Genomic DNA, 18,919 nt, shown 5'->3' on the forward strand with positions numbered 1-18,919 from the left:
GCAATGTGTTCAGCCACGCTTGGCACCCAGGAAGAATTCGATGTTGCCGTCGCCGCCTGGGATCGGGGACGGGAAAATCTCTATATCGCGGCATCCCAGAGTCGCCGCGAAGGCAGCGATATCGTTGCACACCGCCCGATGCACCGCTGCATCGCGGACGATGCCCTTTTTGACCGCGACACGCGGCGCCTCGAATTGTGGCTTGATCAACACGAGCAGATGCATCGGAGCTGCCGCCAGCGACAATGCGACCGGAAGGATGGCTTTCAACGAAATAAAGCTCGCATCCATCACCACCACGTCCGGCCGTTGCGGCAGCCGCGTGCCCTCCAGCGAGCGGATGTCAGTGGACTCCATCGACACCACCCGGGGATGACCGCGCAGGCTCGGATGCAGTTGATCGCGGCCGACATCGACGGCGAACACCAGCGACGCACCCTCGCTCAGCAGCACTTCGGTGAAGCCGCCGGTCGAGGCGCCGACATCAAGACAGATATGGTTCTCGATTTCGATCGGATACTTCGCGAGCGCGCCGGCAAGCTTCACGCCGCCGCGCGACACGTAAGGGTGCGCGGGTCGCGCCTCGATCGCGGCATTGACGTCAATCGTCTCGGAAACTTTTGTCACCGCCTTTCCGTCGGCGGTAACGAACCCGGCCTCGATCGCGGCTTGAGCCCGCGCCCGGCTTTCGAACAGGCCGCGCTCGACCAGCAGAACGTCGGCTCGCTTGCGAGCGTGGGGTCCGGTATTGTCGCGCTTCGCCATGGTGAGCTCAAAGCCTTGAGACCGGCCGGAAACCGATCCGATGCGCGCGGACGATTTATATCGTCTTCATTGCGAAGAGCACTTGCGACGAAGCAATCGGGTCTTCGCGTGCAACGCTGGATTGCTTGGCCCAGCGCAAAATTGGCAAGGGCCAATTTTGTCGCGTGCGTGCAATAACGGCGCGCGCATCATGTGATACTCAGGCCAGCTTGACGGTCTCGGCGCTGACGTCCTTGCCGAGTGCCTCGAATACCTTGGCGACGATGCCTTTGGCATCAAGCCCGGCGTGAGCGTACATCGCGGTTGGGGTATCGTGGTCAAGGAACTCGTCGGGCAGGATGATCGAGCGTACCCGCACCAGGCCGCTGTCCAACGCGCCGTTATCCGTCAGCGTCTGCAACACGTGGGAGCCGAAGCCTCCAACCGAGCCTTCCTCGATCGTGACAAGCACATCGTGGTCCCGCGCGAGTTTCAGCACCAGGTCAACGTCGAGCGGTTTCATGAAACGGGCGTCGGCGATGGTGGTGGACAGGCCATGCGCTGCAAGTTCGTCGGCCGCCTTTTCGCATTCGGCAAGACGGGTGCCGAAAGACAATAGCGCGACCTTGCTGCCGTAGCGGACGATGCGGCCCTTGCCGATCGGAAGCGGAACGCCGACCTCCGGCATTTCGACGCCGCGGCCTTCGCCGCGCGGATAGCGTACCGCGCTGGGGCGGTCGTTGATCGCGACCTGCGTCGCCACCATATGCACCAGCTCGGCCTCATCGGACGCCGCCATGATGACCATGTTCGGCAGGCAGCCGAGAAAAGCGTTGTCGAACGAGCCGGCGTGTGTCGCGCCGTCGGCGCCGACGAGGCCGGCGCGGTCGATGGCGAAGCGCACGGGGAGCGACTGGATCGCCACGTCGTGCACCACCTGATCGTACCCACGTTGCAGGAATGTCGAATAGATAGCACAGAACGGCTTGAAACCCTCGGTAGCGAGGCCGGCGGCGAACGTCACAGCGTGCTGCTCGGCAATGCCGACATCGAAGGTGCGTTTCGGGAAAGCCTTGTTGAAGATGTCGACGCCGGTGCCGGACGGCATCGCCGCGGTGATGGCGACGATCTTGTCGTCCTTCTCGGCTTCCTTGACGAGACTCTGGCCGAATACGTTCTGATAGGCGGGTGCGTTCGGTTTCGATTTGGACTGCGCGCCGGTGGAGATGTCGAACTTGACCACGGCGTGATACTTGTCGGCGGCGGCCTCCGCTGGCGGATAGCCCTTGCCCTTCTGGGTCACGACGTGAACCAGGATCGGGCCGTTCTCCATGTCGCGGACGTTCTTCAGCACCGGCAACAGGTGATCGAGGTTGTGACCGTCGATCGGGCCGACATAGTAGAAGCCGAGTTCCTCGAACAGCGTGCCGCTGTTGGTCATGAAGCCGCGCGAATATTCCTCGACGCGCTCGGCGCGGTCGGCGATCATTTTAGGCAGGTGCTTGCCGAGCTGCTTGGCCGCCTCGCGCAGCGAGCGATAGGTCTTGCCGGAGTATAGCCGTGACAGATAAGCGGACATTGCGCCAACAGGCGGCGCGATCGACATGTCGTTGTCGTTGAGAATGACAATCAGCCGCGAGTTCATCGCGCCGGCATTGTTCATCGCCTCATACGCCATGCCTGCGGACATTGCGCCGTCGCCGATCACGGCGATGACGTTGTTCTTGCCGCCGGAGAGGTCGCGCGCCACCGCCATGCCGAGGCTGGCGGAGATTGAGGTCGAGGAATGCGCGGCGCCGAACGGGTCGTAGTCGCTTTCGGTGCGCTTGGTGAATCCGGATAGGCCGCCGCCGGTGCGCAGCGTGCGAATGCGGTCGCGACGGCCGGTCAGGATCTTGTGCGGATAGGCCTGATGGCCGACATCCCAGATGAGCCGGTCGCGCGGAGTATCGAAGACGTAGTGGATGGCCGTGGTGAGTTCGACCACGCCGAGACCGGCACCGAAATGCCCCCCCGTCACAGAAACCGCGTCGATCGTCTCCAGGCGCAACTCGTCCGCAATCTGCCGGACCTGCTCCACCTTGAGCTTGCGCAGGTCGGCGGGGGTGCGGATGGTGTCGAGAAGCGGGGTCTTATTGAAAGCGGTCACTGCGACATTTCCAATCTTGCATGTCCGGGAGCGGCAAACGGACGCTGGCGTGGTCACGCATAAAGCGTCCAAGAGCCACGAAACCTCCCGCGCTGAGAAACGTGAGTCCGAAGTTTACCTGATGCTCCGGCCGGGAATTATGATAGGCGTCACTATGTGTCGGATCGCGTAGTCCAATCATTTTTGCAAGCTGCTTGAAGCACTTACTCCACTTGAGCGCCAGCGGCGGAGCCGGTTCGCATCGTTCCAGAAGCATTTACACCAAACCCGCCGCTAAAGCCAACGGGCACCCCCTTTCACTCGAGTAGAGGTGACTCTGCCGCAGGTTCAAGAGTTCCTGAACCGGGCTACTGAAATGTTAACGTGGTCGAGGAGCGTAGGTTGCAGCCTTGGAAGCCCTCGCGGGACCACAATAAAATGACAATTCATTCAAGGGTTTTTAATACCTCTTATAACGCTGACCTTTTGACAGATCATATGAAGAGCATGCCATAGTGATCCGTCCGACTTCCCGCGACGCGCGGTGCTTCACTATACGTCGAGCGGCTCGGTGCCTGTGACCTGACCGGAAGCATCCGTGGTAATTTTCTCCACCCTTGCTTCTGCCCGGCACAACAACTCCTCGCAGCGCCGTTTCAGCGCTTCTCCGCGCTCATAGATTGCGACCGATTCCTCGAGCGCGACCTTGCCGTCCTCCAGGCGCTTGACGATCGATTCGAGTTCCTCAATGGCATGCTCGAAGGAAAGCGTCTTCACGTCAGCAGGGGCATTTTCGGCCATCTGGGTTTTCCCGACTCGATTGTTTGGGCGGATTATGACGTTTTTCGGGAATATCGCGGCACATTGTCACGCACCCATGAGTGCGGCGACATGCGCGGCCACCGAATCCTGCAATCCTTTTAGATCATAGCCGCCCTCGAGCACCGAAACAATTCGACCGCCTGCCGTCGCGTCAGCGATATCCATCAATTTGCGGGTCACCCATCCGAAATCGCTCGCGGACAGATTGAGATTGGCCAATGGATCGCGACTGTGCGCGTCAAAGCCTGCGGAGATTACCAAGAGTTCCGGCGCGAATTTCTCGAGCCGAGGAAGGATCAAGTTGTCGAACGCGGAACGAAATTTGGCCCCACCGTCGCCGGACGCCAACGGCGCATTGACGATGGTGTCGTGATCGCCGCGTTCGCTGATGGCGCCGCTGCCCGGGAACAGCGGCATCTGGTGCGTCGAGCAGTACATGACCGATCGGTCGGCCCAGAAAATATCCTGCGTGCCGTTACCGTGATGCACGTCGAAGTCCACCACCGCCACGCGGTCGATCCCGTGCTTGCGCTGGGCATGCCTCGCCGCGATGGCTGCCTGGTCGAACAAGCAGAAGCCCATCGCTCTACCGGTCTCGGCATGATGTCCGGGAGGGCGCGTGGCGACGAACGCGTTGCTCGCATCGCCGGCGATGACGGCTTCTGTTGCCGCGATCGCGCCGCCGACGCCGCGCATCGCCGCCTCCCATGTCCCCGGCGACATTGAGGTGTCGCTGTCGAGATAAACCAGACCATCTGTCGGCGAGAGATGCCGGAGTTCTCCGATATAATGCTCGTTGTGGCAGAGAGCGACTGAATCCAGCGATCCTTCGGGGGCCTCGCCGCGCGTCAGATTCCTGAAGCGATCTCCGGTCAGCACCTCCTCGATGGCACGAATCCGATCCGGCCGCTCCGGGTGACCGGGCGGCGTCAGATGACCGAAACTGGCAGCATGCGTGAGAACCAGCGTTGTCATGCAGTATCCTGGCCGCCACGTCGGCATCGCGGGGCAGCGAAAGTCGATGGTATCGGGTTGGGCGAGGTTCCGAAAGTGCGCGTTGGCGCCTCATGTTACCATGGCTGGCGCGGCAAGAGCGAGGGCGAACCGCGGCTTGCGCTTTAGTCCTCCATGCAGGCGGGAGCCTCGTGAATCTCGCTATCGCTCGTCATCGCTTCTTGCGGGCGAAGAACGCCTGGAATGCAGCGATCGCTTCCTCCGAGCGCAACCGCTCCCCAAACAGACGGCTTTCCAGGTCGATCCGGCGCGTCAGCTCCTCCGGCTGCGGTTTCAGAAGCTTGCGCGAAAGCGCGACGGCTTCCGCCGGCAGTGCGCAGATTTCGCGGGCGATCTTTTCGGCCTCGGCCGCGGCTTCGCCCGGCGCGACCACGGTATTGACGAATCCCGCCTCGCGAGCCTCATTCGCGTTGAGTGTGCGCCCCATCACCAGCATGGCGAAGGCGCGCTGATAACCGATCGACTGTGGCGCGAGCAGGCTGGATGCGCCTTCCGGAACCAGACCGAGATGGATGAAAGGAGTCGAGAATGTTGCCGAGCTTCCGGCGAGAACGTAGTCGCAATGGAACAGCATGGTGGTGCCGATGCCGACGGCGATACCTTCCACCGCTGCGATCAGGGGCTTGGTATTCTGCACTAGCGAGTAGAGGAATTTCACCGCATCGGAAGCGCGTTCATCGCCGCCAGAAGTGCCGTCCTTCAGGAAATCGTCGAGGTCGTTGCCTGCCGTGAACACGCCAGAGTTGCCGGTGATGACGATGCAGCGGATCACCGGATCGTTCTGCGCGCTGTCGATGGCACCGCTCATCGCGCGATACATGTCCCGGGTGATCGCGTTCTTCTTCTCGGGGCGTTGCAGAGTGATGACGCGGATGGCGTCATTGTCGCTGACCAGGAGATGTCCCATGGGTTCGAGCCTGTCGGTGTCGCGGGAATTCAGTCCAGCAAGATTGCCTCGGCGCTGTTGATGGCTTCTGCGCCGTCGATCACCGTGCGCTCCAGCGCTGGAGCCTGCACAGCGACATTCTCGGCGAAGAAGCGCGCCAGCGTAACGTAACGCAAAGGGTCGCCGAACCCCTCGCTGGAATCGCGCGCTGCGAGAGCTTCTTCCGCGAGTTTGCATCCACCGAGCGTCGACCCGAACAGCCGCAGATACGGCGTCGCGCCGGCCAGCGCATCGTTTGGCGAGGAGGCCAGCCGCTCCAGAATCCAGTTGCTCGCGCGTTCGAGCGACCCAAGCGCATCGCGCAGTCTTGTACCGGCCGTGCCGAACGCGGGATCGTTCGAGGCTTCGACGCGCGCGACGATCTTGGACAGTTCGTCGAGAAGAGCGCGCACCGCAGCGCCTCCGTCCGCCCCCAGCTTGCGTGTCACCAGATCGATCGCCTGGATGCCATTGGTGCCTTCGTAGATCGAGGTGATGCGCGCGTCGCGATAATGCTGCGCCGCGCCGGTCTCCTCGATGAACCCCATGCCGCCGTGAACTTGAATGCCGAGCGAGGCCACCTCGTTGCCGGTGTCCGTCGAAAAGGCCTTTGCGATCGGCGTCAGAAGTGCGCCGCGGGCGACCGCGGCCGCGTGCACCTCGGGATCGGTCGCGCGCGCCGCGACATCCAGTGCGACGGCGGTGGCGTAGCAGATGGAGCGGGCGGCGGCGGTGAGGGCGCGCATCTGCATCAGCATACGTTTGACGTCGGGATGTACGATGATGGTGTCCATGCCGTCGCCGGATACGCCGACGGCGTGTCCCTGTCTGCGCTCCCGCGCATAAGCGAGCGCCTGCTGGTAAGCACGTTCCGCAATGCCGACGCCCTCGAGTCCGACGGCGAGCCGGGCCTGATTCATCATCGTGAACATGCACCGCATGCCGCGATTTTCCTCGCCGATCAGATAGCCGACGGCGCCGCCGTCGTCGCCCAGGGTCATGGTGCAGGTCGGTGAGGCGTGGATGCCGAGCTTGTGCTCGAGGCCGCTAACGTGGATGTCGTTTCGCGCGCCGAGCGAGCCGTCGGCGTTGACGAGGAATTTCGGAATCAGGAACAGCGAGATTCCCTTGGTTCCGACGGGCGCATCGGGCAGTCGCGCAAGCACGAAATGCACGATGTTCTCGGTCATGTCGTGGTCGCCATAGGTGATGAAGATCTTGGTGCCGAAGATGCGGTAGCTACCGTCGGGGGCGCGTTCGGCCCGGCTGCGCAGGGCGCCGACATCCGAGCCCGCCTGCGGCTCGGTCAGTTGCATCGTGCCGGTCCAGTCGCCGGACACTAGTTTTTCGAGATAGATCGCCTTCAGCGCGTCGCTGCCATGGGTGTGCAGCGCTTCGATCGCGCTGAGTGTCAGCAGTGGACACAGGCCGAAGGCGATATTCGCCGCGCTCCAGATTTCGGTGCAGGCGGCGTTGATCGCAAGCGGTAGCCCCTGTCCGCCGAAATCCTCCGGCCCCGAGACGGCGTTCCAGCCCGCCGCCGTCCAGCGCCGGTAGGCGTCGGCCCAGCCGGGCGCGGTTGTCACGTGCCCATCGTCCAGCCTCGCGCCATGCTGGTCTCCGGCGCGGTTGAGCGGCGCCAAAACCTCGCTCGCGAACCGGCCCGCCTCTTCCAGTATCGCGGCCGTGATCTCAATATCGAAGTTTCCGTAGTAACCAGCCCCGACCGCGTCCTTCAGCCCGGCGCCGTGGTTGAGTGCAAGGAGCATGTCGCTGATCGGAGCGCGATAGGTCATGACGGTGCCTCGGGAGCAAGGGCCTGACAGGGGAGGGCCTCCTGTCATATTATGAGTCGAGAGCAGTCTTTCCACCAAAACGCGCGGCTCTCAACCTTTCCAGGAAGGCGGGATGCGGTCCCGCGTTGACGGGAAGGGGTTTGAAATGAATGGGTCCAACCTTTTTAGGCGTCGCCGGCCGGTTGAAAAGACACGGCACTGTCTGTAGACCGGCGGGGCTCGAGAAAGTCTGCGAGACTATGTTCCGTGCATTTTCGGGCCGTTGGGGCGTAGCCAAGCGGTAAGGCAGGGGATTTTGATTCCCCCATTCGGAGGTTCGATCCCTCCCGCCCCAGCCATCCAGTCCGATATTTTCCGAAATCTCCAAAGAATTAGCGAAAGTGCCCGCCAATAGCGGGTTTTTGTGCATTCAGCTTTCACTTACGCTCGCTCGCTCTACGGTCATAGGCAATTGAAATGCCAAAAGTCTCCGGCTCACGCTCCGAATATTCCCGTTTATGGGAAGCCGGGACCGGAGATATAGTTCGATCCAGACTGCCGCCTGAAGGTCACAGTGCTTTCCTGGGCACCACGATGCTTTTAACCCTTGTTCGAAAAGAAACAGCAAAATCGAGGAGTATCCTACTGCAGATTGTCACCTTGAATCGAATTAGATCGCGCCGGCCTGGTATCGCTTGGACACGTAATCGCGAAGGTGGCCTTGCGCAAAGCCGACCTTAAGGTCAGCGATCGCAATCTAAACTGCTATCGTGCCTTCCGTTGCTCAAACCACGAGAGCGGCAACATTTTAGGGATTGCCCCCAAGGTCAGCGTGCTTGCTCCTCCTGCAATTGCGGCTTCCGTGATTGTCGGTGCTAGGAACGCGAGGCGGAGCTGCTGGCGGATAATTTTAGGGTGGAGTCTGACCTCTCTAGCGAGCGCCTCGATCGAATCGTAGTGCCCAGACTTAAGGTCGTTGAGCCAGGCGTAGGCGCGGACAATGGCTTGGAGGAGCTTGGGATCGGATTGGCTCTGGTCCGTGGTCTCGATGACTGTGACGGCGTTGGCTTTTCCTAATCTCCAAGGGATCTCGATGGGCCGTCCGGCGTAGGCCGGCTTCATGGCGATCCAGATGTGGTTTCTGTTGATGACGGCGCGGTCGACACCGTCGAAGATGTCGGATGATGCGGCATGAACGAGGTTGAGCTGCTCCCGAATGGTGTGCTCGATCAGTTGCTCGATTTCGGTTGCCGGCACCCGCTTGACCGATCCGGCAAGATGCTTCCGGCCACGCAGCGCCGTGCTGGTGTAGAAACGGTACCGGACGCCGTTTTTTCGGCTGAAGCTCGGGCCCATGCGATTGCCGCGGTCGTCGAACAGTTTGCCGGTCAGGGGCGCGTCATTTGCTGACTGGCCTTTCGGTCGATTGACGGTGTTCGATTTGAGCTGGTCCTGGACCCGATTGAAGGTGGTGCGGTCCAGGATCGGCTGATGCTCGCCCTTGAACCATTTGCCGCCGTGATGGATTTCGCCGAGATAGATCCGGTTCTTCAGGAGGTAGGCGAGGGGGCCATAGGTGAAGGGGATGCCGCCCTGGTATTTCTTGACCTCGGTGTTGCGGCGCTTGGTGACGATTTTTCGCTTGTCGAGTTCCGCGATCAATTTGCTGAGTGACCCTGTCTGCAGATAAAGCTTGAAGATGGTCCGAACGGTTTGTGCCTCGGTCTTGTTGATGGCGAGCTTCCGGTCCTTGATTTCATAGCCGAGGGGCACGGTGCCGCCGGTCCATTTGCCCTTCTTGCGGGAGGCGGCGATCTTGTCCTTGACCCGCTCCGACGCAAGTTCCCGCTCGAACTGGGCAAAGGACAGCAGCACATTCAGGGTCAGCCGCCCCATCGAGGTTGTGGTATTGAACTGCTGGGTCACCGCGACAAACGAGATCGAACGGGCGTCAAACGTTTCGACCAGCTTGGCAAAATCTGCCAGCGACCGGGTCAAACGGTCGATCTTGTAGACCACAATCACGTCGACCTTGCCGACCTCGATATCGGCAAGGAGGCGTTTCAAGGCCGGACGATCGAGGTTACCTCCGGAATAGGCCGGATCATCGTAGCGAGCGGGAAGGGCTCGCCAGCCCTGCGAGGCCTGACTCTTTATATATGACTCGCAGGCCTCCCGCTGGGCGTCGAGCGAGTTGAACTCCTGCTCAAGCCCATGCTCGGTGGATTTGCGGGTATAGACGGCGCAGCGCAGGACGCTTTGGCGTTCACTCGGCATTCGGCTCATCCTCCGAACCCGATGGCGCCGTTGACGTCCGCAATCCAAAGAAGCGCGGCCCATTCCATCTGGTGCCCGCAATCTTCGTGGCGATCTCGGACAGGCTGGCGTAGGTCTCGCCCCCAAAAGCAAAGCCATCCGCGGTGACTTTCACCCGATGGGTCGTGCCTCGCCATGTCCGCACCAGCTCCGAACCAGCCTTGATCCTGCGGGGCAGTTCCAGCTTGCCGTTCGGTTTGCCTCTCACTGCCTTGACCAACTGCCTTAACAACCTTCTGCTGTCCTGCGAGAGTCCGCCGTAGGCGCGTTCCTGAATCCGCTGCGCGATTGAGCGGCGGAGCAGGTCCGGGCCGAACGCTTTTGGCGGATCGGCTCGGAGCAGCTCGCGATACCGCAACCGGAGATTCGCGATCAGCATCGATGGGAGTTTTGCCAGTTCGGCTTCGACAATCCGATCGCTACCGACAGGGCGTACCGGCCGGATCATGGCGATGTGCGCCTCTTGATGCGATAGCTCCGATCATTGCCGTCCTTCCGCGACTCGATCTTGAGTTTGAGCTTCTTCTTGACAACGCCGGACAGAAAGCCGCGCACCGAATGTGGCTGCCATCCGGTCGCCTCGGTGATCTCTGGAAGCGTGGTGCCCTTGGGACGCTGGAGCAGGGCGAGCACCGTGTCTTGCTTTGAGGGGGCGGTGCGATTTCGGCTGGCGGCCTCAGACGCTTTGACCGATTTGGACTTCGACCTCACTTTGCGTTTTCCTGGATTGGCGCGGCTCGAACGAGTCTTGGTCGCGTTTGTCACTTTGGGCTTTGATTTGCTGACGGACATCTAGATCTCCTCTGTGTCAGAGCACGCACCGGTGCCACTGACTCAAGCCCCGCAGCATGCGGGGCGCAGAGGATGCGCCGGCGATCGAACCCCACTCAATCCGATTTTGCCTACTCTTACCTCACGCGGCGGAGCCGCGACTTGTGTCATGGAGCTGCTTAGCCTCTAAGATTGGCTGCTCGATATCCATCAAGTTCGACTCCCGCGCTGTGGCGGCAGGGGCCTGAATCGGCCTAGCTCTCGGCTGGAAAAAATCAGCAAGCAAAGCCAAACTGCCAGGTCGTCGCGGTCGTGGTCCACACAGATGCTCCGCTATGTCGCAATGTCGAGCGGAAGCTGGATAATCTTATGACGAAGATCATCGACATTGGATCACGATGTGATCCAGGGCCGGACAAGGCGCGGCTTCGCTAAGGTGTCGCAACGCTTGGCGGGCCCATAGATCAGGATATGATCCCCATGGTCCGCGACGCACCGGTCGGCATCAATGCGCCTGGGTTTATTACCCGACCCAGGAAAGCGACTCATCATACCCGTAATTATCGAACGCTAGCGCCTGCGTTATGCTGTCGACCTGATCATCGTGCTTTCCTTGCGGAAACGTCAGCAACTCTGCCTCGAGCTCAGCCAGGAAGGGTGCGTGCTTTGGGAAGTAAACGCGTCCGGCTTCAAACTTGGCCGCCTGTACGTACAAGCGCGTGACCTTGTCGCGATCTACCGGGATCGATTGAACACGGAAGTGGCCGGCATCTCGAAGCTCCTGAGCGAGCGCGATGCCAGCAGACGCATCCTCGATAAGAACTACCGTCGGATCATACCTCTCGGCTACGGCGAGCGCCGTCTGGCGCAGCTTCGGATAATCGAAACGACCTCGTACCACATCCAACAGATAGTAGTTGTCCCGATCATGGAGCCACGTTGTGCAAACCGACCAGCTATTCTGCGCGCCTTCCTTGCCCGCGCAATCCCAGCTCTGAATAATCCGTGCGCCATTCGAGCGATCGGGTGGAGTGTCGTAATAACGAAGCCATCGCCGCTGGATCATTGCCCCGCCCGGCGGAACCGGGGCTTGTTGCTCCTGCGCATTGAACGCCTCCGTCCCCATTTCCCGACGAAGCTTCTCCAAAGTGGCCAACGATTCATAACTCTCGTGCAGCGCTTCACCCGCGCGGCGGTCGTAGAACTTTGAATCACCGATTTGAATGCGCTCGTCGACTTCGGCGATGGCCGGGAGACTCAGAACCATCCATCTATCGGAGGTTTCGGTGAGATAACCGGTGAGGTCGCCAAGATGGACGCGCTGCATGACGACAATGATGGCGCTCTTCTCCTTATTATCCAGGCGAGATAGGAGCGTATTGGTGAACCACTGGTTCATTTGATCTCGTAAAGGCTGAGATTGGGCATCCACAGGCTTCTGAGGATCATCGATGATAAACAGGTCACCTCCCAAACCGGTGAGGGCGCCTCCGACCGAGCTGGTTTTGCGAAAGCCGTGCTTAGAGGTATAGATGTTGGAGTCAGCCGTCCGCGAGACGATCATTTGCGGGAACGCTCTGTGATACCAGTCCGACATTATGATTGCCCGGCAATCGGCCGCATGCTTTGCGGCCAGTTCGGCCCCATAACTTAAGCAAATGATCCGCCGCTTTGGGTCTTGGCCCAAAAGAAAGGCGGGAAAAGCCACCGACGTAACGATCGATTTGAGGTAGCGAGGTGGCAGGTTGATGATCAGACGATTGATCTCTCCGCGCCGGATCCGTTCGAGCTGATAAGCGATCGCGTTGATGTGGTAGTTCGGAACAAAGGTGGATCCTGGGTTCAATGTTCGAAACGAACGACGCACGAAGCCAGCAAAGTCGTTTCGCAGGATTGCATTGAGAAGGTCGATCTCATTTTTCATGCTTCTTGTTCCCCTTGGTGTAGATGTCTCCATGCTGTGCCAAGTAGTCCCGTAGGTACTCGTCCAAAAAGGCCTGGTCGTCTGCTTTGACTTCCGGCGCATCGTGGCCTCCTTCGGCTACCGTCGCGTGGCGACCGAACAGAAATGCCGCAGCTTTTGTATTTCCCTTGATAGAATCCTGAGCGACGCCGTTTAGGATTGCCTCGAAAACGGTAATCTTTCGCGGGCCCTGTGGCCCCCTTACAAGCACTTTGCGATAGAGAAGCTCATCGAGCATCTTCGCTTCGCTCTTGCGCCCTTTTGGCCGGCCTTTTGGGTTGCCACTCTGACCAGGCTTGAACTGGCTTTCGACCGGTGGTCTGCAATAACCGACCTCTGGATTCTTCGCCTTGCGCAGGATGCAAGCACGCTTCTGTGAAATACGCTTGGTTGGAGACGTGTGCCGTTTACGGTCGTTGCTCCCGCACTTGCTCATCTGCCTCCTCCATCGGCGGATCGTTCGGCCTCTGTCTCCTGAAAGGTTAAGCCGCTGGTTTCGAGGATTGCATCTCGCCCGGTAAACTGCTGCCAGCGACGGACCGCCACGTCGACATAGAGCGGATCGATCTCGATGCCGAACGCGCGTCGGTCAACCCGTTCAGCAGCAAGAATTGTCGTTCCCGACCCCATGAAGGGATCGAGGACAATGTCGCCGCGGCGCGAACAATCCTTGATCGCATCCACCACCATTGCGACCGGTTTGACGGTTGGATGGACCGACAGATCGTCCATCCGTCCGGCGCGGAAGGTATTGACACCGGCATAGGTCCAGACATTCGAACGATTGCGACCGTGACGGCCCAATTCGATATTATTCTGGTGCGGAGCGTCACCATTCTTAAAAACAAGAATGAGCTCATGTTGCGAGCGATAGAAACTGCCTTGTCCGGCATTGGTCTTGCACCAAACAACGACATTCTTCAGCTCACTGTAGATCGCTTGCCCCGCCGTCAGAGCTTCGGTGAGATGGCGCCAATCGATGAACACGAAATGGATTGAGCCAGGCTTGGAAAACTCGGAGCACAACTCCATCCATTTTTGTTGGAAGCTGACAAATTGCTCGGGTGAGAGCTCACCAGAGGCATGGGCGAATTCTCGGTGCTTTGTCTTCCCTCGACCGACAATCTTGGCTATCGAATCGTTGTAGGGTTGATCGGGTATCGCCACGGAAGCTAGACATCCCTTCATAAGCGCTCGGTATGCCTTGCGACTACAGGCATCCGCGCAAATGAGGCGGTGGTCGCCGAGTAGCCAAATGTCGCCCCTGAGCGTGACGGCTTCTTTAGCCAAAGCGGGAGCGTCATCGGCTGGATCGCATTCGGCATCGACCAAATCGACGAGTAGGGGTTCGATCTCGGCCGCCGAAAATCCGGTTATCTCAATATCCAGATTGATATCGGGAAGAAGATCGGAGAGCTCGCCAAGCTCCTTAGCAAGGATTTTGCGATCCCAGCCTGCATTGGCAGCTATCTTGTTGTCCGCCAACATCAACGCGCGCTTTTCGATGTCGCTGAGGCCACCGAGAACAATCACAGGTATCTTCTTTAAGCCGAGTTGCCGAGCCGCAAGAAGGCGTCCATGTCCCGCCAGAGTTACAAGGTTCTCGTCAGCCAATATTGGGTACGTCCAACCAAATCGCGAAATGCTATTTGCAATTTGTTCGATTTGCTTCTTCGAATGAGTGCGGGAATTGTGAGGTGAGGGCTTTAAATTCGTTGTCTTGATGAGTTGAACGCGATCATTCCAGCTTTTTTTAAGTGAGCTTGGTAGCGTCCCGTTTGTAGTGTTTAATGAAGCTTCAAATTTGCAAATCGACATCGGAAATCTCCATTAATTAAGTGCTGCGGCCACGCGGTTTCGGAAGCGAACGAATGAGATGCTCGTGAAGCGCTCTCGCGATGCCTTCTAATGCAAACCAAGAGCAGGATCGTCCGACCTCTTTCATCTGAAACCGGAACGCGGCTTCATGATCGTCAAAAAACATGACATATGACCCCTTGTCGGGATGACCAGTTTTTTTGTCGGACACAACGAGCAAAAATGGTGAATTGGGATAGGAGAAAGCCATCTCTCCTGGCTCTCCCACACCCTGTTTAGGAGGTCGAGGGGTAACCGAAAGAATAGCCCTATGCCGGGAAGCGAGTTCTTCATGGGCTTGACGTAGGTGTGATACCACGAAACTTTGCGGCCAGCCGTGTTTCAGCATCCCAATCCCGACGAGTAGAGCGAAAGCGTTGATTTCCGAAAACATGACCTCGGCTCCTCGCCCCGGAGGTATGCTGTCAAAGAACGCAAATCTCGACCGATCGGGATCGCGAGATCCCACTGAGCGTCTTAGACTTCGATCTAGGTCGAGAAGGCGCTTAATCTGGGTCTTTAATGTCTGGCTAGGTTCAGGTGATTGCTCCTCAATCGTTCGCGAAATCGCCTCTTCAACTTGGTTACGCTTAAAAAACATACTAACCTAGTATCAGGTTTCTATTTTGAGTCAATCAATTGAAACATCAATTTGCAAGTTTATTCGACCGTGGAAATCGAAAGCTTGGGCGTGCGATCGACGACATCGGACGCACCAGGCGGCGTGCGAGCACATTTCGTAATGTCCGATAGCGCTTCCTGTTAGAGCAGTCTCCTGATCGACAGCATCAGCATTCAACGGCGGCAGAAGCTGACACCAAGAAGCGGGACAACAATCGCTGGAGCTGGACGTTATGGAACGAAGGTGCCGATTCCGGCGTCGCTTGATCGTTTTCAGGCCGCGATTGATCGGCAACCATCGTTCCACACAGCGTAAGGGGGCAGTTCGCCAGATCAAATGCAGACCCGGTCAGCCGCGGCCACCCCTCACAATCCGGTCCTCATAAATGGCAGCGAGGCTTGCTTGTCGTGAAACGTGAAGACTTCCATTTGCGGAGTCTGCTGCGATCGTCGAGTGGCAGCTGTTCGTGGTATTCCGCGAAATTGATGTAGGACGCCGCACCCAGCAAAAACGCTGCGAGAAGCAGTCCGAGCTAGCCATATAAAGTTGAGCCTCCTCGACGCGCATAGATGGCTGTCGCCAGTTTTCCATGTTCAACGCAGGAAGTCGTGTTGTACTCAAAATAAGTGGTCATCGCCTGCACGCGCAACTCTGCGTCGTTTTGCGCGTTGAGCAACGGCATGGACATCATCGAACCCGTCAAGCGGTTGGCCGAAAGGGCGACCGGCATCGGCATCCCGAGCCGGGAGGAGGCGCTCGCCTGCGTGCGGAACGTCCGCCCCTCGCGCATGAAATTCCGGGACGACGGCTATATTCCAAACAACCCTAAGTTTCCGCTGCTTCACTACCGGAAAGTCCTTCGGTTCGGGCGCAAGCACGATCCCGGCGCTGTCCTGGAGAAGGTCTTTAACGTCAACGGCTGGGGCGATGCCTGGCGCAACGGGATTTATGATTACGTCCACTATCACTCGATGATCCACGAGGTGCTGGGGATCGCTCGGGGCTTCGCCACGCTGCAGCTTGGCGGCAACAAGGGCAAGACGGTGAAGGTTGCCGCCGGCGATGTCATCGTCGTTCCGGCCGGTGTTGGCCATGAATGTTTGAAAGCGAGTGCAACGTTCCTGGTGGTCGGCGCCTATCCGCCGACCGGCACTTACAATGAATGCCGCGGCAGCTTTCAGGAGCGCGACCAGGCGATCAAGGCCATTGGCCGGGTAGGCGTGCCGAAGCAGCATCCACTCTATGGAAGCCAGCATCCGCTCTGGTAGGCGGTTTCGTCTCTAACTGCCTCCCCACATGCCCCGCATCCGCGCCTTCATGTCGATCGGCGCGCGCGTCGATCGCGTTGCAGCGGAAGCCGCTTGCGGTCGCGGCCAGTAACGGTTCTGGAAATGCTTGGTCATCGCATTCGGTATGAAGCGCGTGCGCTGCGCATAGACGTGCCGGTCGCCGAGGCGGCGCTGGCCGTGCGTGAAGAACCGCTGCGGGACCATGAGATGGAGCTGATCCTTGGCGCGGGTCATCGCCACATAGAGCAGCCGCCGCTCTTCTTCAATCTCCGGCGTCGAGCCGACGCCGAGGTCGGATGGAATGCATCCGTCCACGACGTTGAGCACGAACACCGAGGACCATTCCTGACCTTTGGCGGAGTGAATGGTCGAGAGGATCAGATAGTCCTCATCCAGCAGCGGCGGACCAGCCTGGTCGCTGGTGGCGTCAGGCGGGTCGAGCGTCAGCTCTGTCAGGAAGCGTTCGCGGGTCGGATAGCTCGCTGCGATTTGCGCAAGCTGGGTCAGATCAGCCTGCCGTTGTAGCGCGTCCTCGTAGCGTTGCTCCATGAACGGCAGATACCAGTGGCAGGCGAGATCGAGCTCGGAGGGCCATCCGGCCGCGCCGAGATGTAGCGTGCTCATCGTCTCGACGAAATCCTGCCAGTGCGCGACCGCCGCAGCCGGGGGACGGAAACCCTCCATGCCCGACATTGCGCTACCACTCTCGGCGATGCCGTCGAGAAGTTTCGCGGCCGTGCTCGGTCCGATGCCGGGCAGAAGCTGCGCCACCCGAAACCCGGCGACGCGGTCACGCAGATTATGCGCCCAGCGCAGCACGGCGAGCACGTCCTTGATATGCGCCGCCTCCAGGAACTTAAGGCCGCCGAATTTCACGAATGGGATGTTGCGGCGCGTGAGCTCGACTTCGAGTGTCGCGCTGTGGCTCGAGGTGCGGAACAGGACTGCCTGCGACTTGAGTCGTTGACCGGCTTCACGATTGGCGAGGATGGCTTCGACGATGTAACCGGCCTGCGCATGGTCATCAGTGACGTTGACGAGCGCGGGCAGGTCGGACGATGCGCGATCGGACCAGAGGTTCTTGGTGAAGCGTTCCGAGGCGAGATCAATCACCGCGTTGGCGGCTTCGAGGATCGGCTGGGTTGAGCGATAATTCTGCTCGAGCGTGATCAGCTCGGCCTTCGGCGTGAAGTGACCGGGGAAATCGAGAATGTTGCGCACCGTCGCGGCACGAAACGAATAGATCGACTGGGCGTCGTCTCCAACGACCGTGAGGCCGCGGCCGGTCGGCTTGAAATTGAGCAGAATAGAGGCCTGAAGTTTGTTCGTGTCTTGGTATTCATCGATCAAGAGGTGATCAAAGCGATCGGAGAGATCGTCGGCCAGCGCCGGCGTCATCATCATCTGCGCCCAGTAGAGCAGCAGATCATCGTAATCGAGCACGTTCTGATTTTGCTTGGCCGCGACATAGGAGCCGAACAGCCTTTGCAGCTCGGCCTCCCATTCGGCGCACCAAGGAAAGATACCACCGAGAACCTCACCAAGCGGCTGTTCCGCGTTCACGGCACGCGAATAGATCGCCAGACACGTATCCTTCATCGGGAAGCGCTTCTCCATTTTCGAGAAGCCGAGGTCGTGCCGCACCAGGTTCATCAAGTCGGCGGAGTCTTCACGATCATGGATCGTAAAGGCCGCGTCTAGTCCAATGTCGGACGCGTATTCGCGCAGCAGCCGCGCGCCCATCGCGTGAAACGTTCCCGACCAGGCCAACGCATCAGACATCGCGCCGGCGTTGGGCCCAAGCGCTTTCGTCATGATCCGGTCCACCCGGCGCTGCATCTCAATCGCGGCGCGCCGCGAGAAAGTCAGCAGCATGATCCGGCGCGGATCAGCGCCTGAAACAACCAGGTGCGCGACGCGATGCGCCAGCGTGTTGGTCTTGCCGGAGCCGGCGCCGGCAATGATCAGGAGGGGCGGGGCCTCATTTAGGTCAAGGCATCCATGCTCGACCGCGCGCCGTTGCTGCGGATTCAACCCAGCCAGATAGCCGGTATCCCCGGCGTGATGTTGGCAACTTGTTTTAACCTGCTTCAGCATTTCGATTTGCCTCAATCCTGGATACAGTACAAATCATGAACAATCTCAGTTGTCGATCTGGTTCGCTTTTCCTGGGCTGGTTGACGTTGGTGACGGCAGATCGAAACAAAACCTTGAAAGGCGGCAGAAGCCATCCATATGCCATCCATAGAGATGGTGAACGGCAGAACGCACATGTCCGTTGGTATTCAACTGCGATCCAAAGCGCCCGATACAGAAAAAATTACGATCAATCTTGGCTATGTCGATCTTGGCCACATCGATCTCATGGTTGCGGAGGGATTTTACTCCAACCGCTCCGATTTCATCCGGAGTGCGATCCGCAACCAGCTCGAACGTCATGCCGAGTTTGTAAAGCAATCAACGGCCCGAAAAAGCTTGGACCTCGGGCTGCGAAACTACAGCCGCGAAGACCTGGAAGCGGTGCGGCGAAGTGGCGAGATGCTGCACATCAACGTTTTGGGCCTTGCCAGCATTTCGCAAGACGTCACACCTGAGCTTGCTCGTGCGACCATAGCTTCCGTTTCCGTGCTGGGTGCATTGCACGCTAGCGCAGCGGTCAAAGCCGCTCTTTCCGACAGAACAAGGTGAAAGCG

Annotated in this window: 17 protein-coding genes and 1 tRNA gene; 3 read left to right on the forward strand and 15 right to left on the reverse strand. The window is 59.3% G+C overall.

Annotated elements, in window-relative coordinates; translation table 11 throughout:
* Positions 1–9: 9 nt before the first annotated feature.
* The 6 genes from GGQ85_RS04590 to GGQ85_RS04615 form a co-directional block, all read right to left on the reverse strand.
* Positions 10–765 carry a TlyA family RNA methyltransferase gene (locus GGQ85_RS04590; RefSeq protein ID WP_309773556.1) on the reverse strand — a complete coding sequence of 252 codons (756 nt, stop codon included), beginning with the start codon at positions 763–765 and terminating at the stop codon, positions 10–12.
* Between the two features lie 199 nt (positions 766–964).
* Entirely contained in the window at positions 965–2,893 is a 1,929-nt protein-coding gene (dxs, locus tag GGQ85_RS04595) for a 1-deoxy-D-xylulose-5-phosphate synthase (RefSeq protein ID WP_079445772.1), read from the reverse strand.
* A 531-nt stretch (positions 2,894–3,424) separates the two neighbouring features.
* On the reverse strand, positions 3,425–3,673 hold the full coding sequence (locus GGQ85_RS04600) for an exodeoxyribonuclease VII small subunit (RefSeq protein WP_309773557.1): 249 nt from the start codon (positions 3,671–3,673) through the stop codon (positions 3,425–3,427).
* 66 nt (positions 3,674–3,739) lie between these two features.
* The gene (locus GGQ85_RS04605; RefSeq protein ID WP_309773558.1) at positions 3,740–4,669 is read right to left on the reverse strand and encodes a histone deacetylase family protein; all 930 of its coding nucleotides are present in this window, start codon (positions 4,667–4,669) and stop codon (positions 3,740–3,742) included.
* Positions 4,670–4,859: 190 nt separating this feature from the next.
* Positions 4,860–5,615 carry an enoyl-CoA hydratase-related protein gene (locus GGQ85_RS04610; protein ID WP_309773559.1) on the reverse strand — a complete coding sequence of 252 codons (756 nt, stop codon included), beginning with the start codon at positions 5,613–5,615 and terminating at the stop codon, positions 4,860–4,862.
* 29 nt (positions 5,616–5,644) lie between these two features.
* Positions 5,645–7,429: an acyl-CoA dehydrogenase family protein gene (locus tag GGQ85_RS04615; RefSeq protein ID WP_309773560.1), complete on the reverse strand. Its 1,785-nt coding sequence runs from the start codon at positions 7,427–7,429 to the stop codon at positions 5,645–5,647.
* Positions 7,430–7,692: 263 nt separating this feature from the next.
* On the opposite strand from GGQ85_RS04615, the gene GGQ85_RS04620 reads away from it, so the two are divergent.
* Positions 7,693–7,767, forward strand: a tRNA-Gln gene (locus GGQ85_RS04620).
* Positions 7,768–8,173: 406 nt separating this feature from the next.
* Here GGQ85_RS04620 and GGQ85_RS04625 read toward each other — a convergent pair.
* The 8 genes from GGQ85_RS04625 to GGQ85_RS04660 form a co-directional block, all read right to left on the reverse strand.
* Positions 8,174–9,685: a recombinase family protein gene (locus GGQ85_RS04625; protein WP_309773561.1), complete on the reverse strand. Its 1,512-nt coding sequence runs from the start codon at positions 9,683–9,685 to the stop codon at positions 8,174–8,176.
* Positions 9,675–10,172: a DUF2924 domain-containing protein gene (locus GGQ85_RS04630; protein ID WP_309773562.1), complete on the reverse strand. Its 498-nt coding sequence runs from the start codon at positions 10,170–10,172 to the stop codon at positions 9,675–9,677. Before GGQ85_RS04630 ends, GGQ85_RS04625 begins: the two co-directional genes overlap by 11 nt.
* Positions 10,169–10,516, reverse strand: a complete 348-nt coding sequence (locus GGQ85_RS04635; RefSeq protein WP_309773563.1) for a DUF3489 domain-containing protein — start codon at positions 10,514–10,516, stop codon at positions 10,169–10,171. Before GGQ85_RS04635 ends, GGQ85_RS04630 begins: the two co-directional genes overlap by 4 nt.
* 502 nt (positions 10,517–11,018) lie before the next feature.
* Positions 11,019–12,419: a phage terminase large subunit gene (gene terL, locus GGQ85_RS04640; protein ID WP_309773564.1), complete on the reverse strand. Its 1,401-nt coding sequence runs from the start codon at positions 12,417–12,419 to the stop codon at positions 11,019–11,021.
* A complete protein-coding gene (locus tag GGQ85_RS04645) occupies positions 12,409–12,894 on the reverse strand; it encodes a DUF5681 domain-containing protein (protein ID WP_309773565.1) in 486 nt (161 codons plus the stop codon). The genes terL and GGQ85_RS04645 overlap by 11 nt, the downstream gene beginning before the upstream one ends.
* A complete protein-coding gene (locus tag GGQ85_RS04650; protein WP_510184772.1) occupies positions 12,891–14,276 on the reverse strand; it encodes a site-specific DNA-methyltransferase in 1,386 nt (461 codons plus the stop codon). Before GGQ85_RS04650 ends, GGQ85_RS04645 begins: the two co-directional genes overlap by 4 nt.
* Positions 14,277–14,292: 16 nt before the next feature.
* Positions 14,293–14,709 carry a hypothetical protein gene (locus tag GGQ85_RS04655; protein WP_309773566.1) on the reverse strand — a complete coding sequence of 139 codons (417 nt, stop codon included), beginning with the start codon at positions 14,707–14,709 and terminating at the stop codon, positions 14,293–14,295.
* Between the two features lie 760 nt (positions 14,710–15,469).
* Complete coding sequence (locus GGQ85_RS04660; RefSeq protein WP_309773567.1) at positions 15,470–15,619, reverse strand: hypothetical protein; 150 nt, start codon at positions 15,617–15,619, stop codon at positions 15,470–15,472.
* On the opposite strand from GGQ85_RS04660, the gene GGQ85_RS04665 reads away from it, so the two are divergent.
* Positions 15,618–16,205: a cupin gene (locus tag GGQ85_RS04665; protein WP_309773568.1), complete on the forward strand. Its 588-nt coding sequence runs from the start codon at positions 15,618–15,620 to the stop codon at positions 16,203–16,205. The genes GGQ85_RS04660 and GGQ85_RS04665 overlap by 2 nt on opposite strands.
* Positions 16,206–16,217: 12 nt before the next feature.
* Here GGQ85_RS04665 and GGQ85_RS04670 read toward each other — a convergent pair whose 3' ends face one another.
* Positions 16,218–18,323: an ATP-dependent helicase gene (locus tag GGQ85_RS04670; RefSeq protein ID WP_309773569.1), complete on the reverse strand. Its 2,106-nt coding sequence runs from the start codon at positions 18,321–18,323 to the stop codon at positions 16,218–16,220.
* A gap of 174 nt (positions 18,324–18,497) precedes the next feature.
* On the opposite strand from GGQ85_RS04670, the gene GGQ85_RS04675 reads away from it, so the two are divergent.
* On the forward strand, positions 18,498–18,914 hold the full coding sequence (locus GGQ85_RS04675; RefSeq protein WP_309773570.1) for a ribbon-helix-helix domain-containing protein: 417 nt from the start codon (positions 18,498–18,500) through the stop codon (positions 18,912–18,914).
* Positions 18,915–18,919: the final 5 nt, after the last annotated feature.

Origin of the sequence: Nitrobacter vulgaris (assembly GCF_031453995.1) — a bacterium.
In the GTDB taxonomy this organism is placed as follows: domain Bacteria; phylum Pseudomonadota; class Alphaproteobacteria; order Rhizobiales; family Xanthobacteraceae; genus Nitrobacter; species Nitrobacter vulgaris.